Source organism: Rhizobacter sp. P2_H2 (assembly GCF_056403375.1).
In genome coordinates this window covers 1-2,295 of sequence record NZ_JBFUFP010000894.1, presented here as the reverse complement: position 1 = coordinate 2,295, position 2,295 = coordinate 1, and the positions used below count along the sequence as shown (strand labels likewise).

Sequence of the window (2,295 nt, the reverse complement as noted above, 5' to 3'; positions counted from 1 at the left end):
CTGCTTCCCCGCTCCATGCACATTCTGTTGATCGAGGACGATTTCGACCTGGGCCACGCGCTGCAGACAGCACTGCGAACTGAAGGCCACACCAGTACTTGGCTGCGCCGCACCAACGATGCGCCGCTCCGGCTGGACCCTGCCGCGCAGGACGCCGTGCTGCTCGATCAGACGCTGCCCGACGGCGACGGCCGCCTGCTGCTGACCCGCTGGCGCCGCCAGGGCAGCACGGTGCCGATCATCGTCATCACCGCCCGCATCGCGCTGGAGGACCGCCTCGCCGGCTTCGACGGCGGTGCCGATGACTACGTCATCAAGCCCTTCGAGATGCCCGAGTTGATCGCCCGGCTGCGCTCGGTGCTGCGACGCTGTGCCCAGCAGGCCAGCGATTGCTGGGCCGTTGGCGAGTTGACTCTGGAGCCACGCCGCCAGCGGGCGCTGCTGAATGGTGAGGAACTGGCCCTGTCGCCGCGTGAGTACCAGTTGCTGCTGGAGCTTGCCCGCGAGCGCGGTGGTGTCGTGCCCAAGCACCAGCTCGCGCAGCGCCTCGCGCCGTTGGGCGAGCCGCTGGAGTTCGGCACGCTGGAAGTACACATGGCCAATCTGCGGCGCAAGATCGGCGCTTCGCGCATCGGCACTCTGCGCGGTGTGGGCTACTGGCTGGAATGCGCATGAACCTGCCGGGGTTGCGGCCCACGCTCACGCGCCGGTTGATCGGCGCGCTGCTGCTGGCTTTCACGTTGTTTGCGGTGCTCATCCTTGTGGAGGACCAGCTCGACATCCAGCAAACCCTGGCCACCGACCCGGGCGTGCGCCAGTTCGGCCGCCAACTCGCCGCAGGCCTGGAGGCCATTGACGACCCTGCGCTGGCGGCGCGCGTGCTGGAGGCCGACCTGCGCCACGTCAACCGGCTGCGCGAGCGGCAGCCCATGTTTCAAGGCCCGCTGCTGGCCCAACTCGTCGACACCGCCGGACACAGCATCTACGCGACTTCGCCGGTGGTCGAAGGTGCCGAGCCCGGCGTCGGTGAGCACACCATCGCCGGCAAGACCTATTGGACCTACCGACAGGACAACCCGCGTTGGTCGTTGCGCCTGGCCGAGCCGGCCCCTTCGCGCGGCAGCCTGCTGAGCTTTGCCAGCTGGGAGCTGGGCAAGCAGTTGCTGCTGGGTTTCCCGCTGATGCTGCTACCGCTGTGGGTGGCCGTGTACACGGGCTTGGCGCCGCTGCGGCGCTTTGCGCGCCGGTTGCACGGACTGGACCTGAAGCAAGACCTCGCGCCCCTGGGCGTTGACCTGCGCTACGGCGAGCTGCACCCCGTGGGTCAGGCTTTTGACGCATTGCTGCAGCGCCTACGCCAGCACCGCGCACGCGAACGCGCCTTCGTCCACGAAGCCGCACACGAGTTGCGCACGCCGCTGGCCGTGGTGGCCACACAAGCCTACGCGCTCGTGCAGGCGGGCGATGCCGCGTCGCGCGAATCGGCAGCGACCGCACTGCAGCAGGCCATCAAGCGCAGCGCCCATCTGTCGCGCCAACTGCTGGACCTGGCCAGCCTCGACAACGACCAGCCTGGTGCTACGGCCGTCCTCGATCTCGCCCACTTCTGTGCGGACCGGCTGGCCGAGCAGGCCGGCTTCGCGCGCGACCGCGGCATCGCGCTGGTGCTGGCCGCGCCCGAGCAGTTGTCGGTTCACGTCGACGAGGTGGCTCTGCACTCGGTGCTGCAGAACCTGCTCGACAACGCCTTGCGCTATGTTGGCCGTGGCGGGCGCATAGAGGTGAGCCTTCAACTGACTCCCGACGGCCCCCGTCTCGGTGTGGCCGACGATGGCCCAGGGATCGCGCCAGCCGATCGACCACTGGTGTTCGAGCGCTTCTGGCGCGGCGCGGGTCACGATGTGGAGGGCACCGGTCTGGGTCTCGCCATTGTGGCGCGGGCTGCCGAGCGGTTGGGCGCGCAGGTCACGGTCGGCGATGGCCTCGCGCGGCCGGGCGGCCACGGTGCGCACTTCGAGCTGCACCTGCCGGCCTCCGCCTTGGGCGTCCCTTAAGGCACGGCTTTCAACAATGTCCCGGTCACTTTCCAACCGACCGGAGCCATTCTTGAGAACCCTGCTTCTTGCAGCTGCCGCCCTCCTTGCCGCTGCCTCAGCCCACGCCGCCGACCCTTCTCCCGAACATTATCTCGGCCTCAACCTCACCACGCCGGGCGAAGCCAACTTCGACATCAACGGTCGCAGAGTGCCTAGCGACAACCACCCACGCGCGATGAAGCTCTACGCCGGCGTGCAG

Annotated in this window: 3 protein-coding genes; all 3 read left to right on the top strand. The window is 68.6% G+C overall.

From position 1 onward, the window contains the following. Nucleotides 1-675 (top strand): response regulator (locus AC1D15_RS27910; RefSeq protein ID WP_477828566.1); only part of this gene is annotated, 675 nt, incomplete at its 5' end. Further along, on the top strand, nt 672-2,054 hold the full coding sequence (locus tag AC1D15_RS27905) for a sensor histidine kinase (protein ID WP_477828565.1): 1,383 nt from the start codon (nt 672-674) through the stop codon (nt 2,052-2,054). The genes AC1D15_RS27910 and AC1D15_RS27905, both read left to right, overlap by 4 nt. A gap of 52 nt (nt 2,055-2,106) precedes the next feature. Then, nucleotides 2,107-2,295, top strand: a 189-nt coding sequence (locus AC1D15_RS27900; protein ID WP_477828564.1) for a hypothetical protein, incomplete at its 3' end; no start/stop codon positions are given.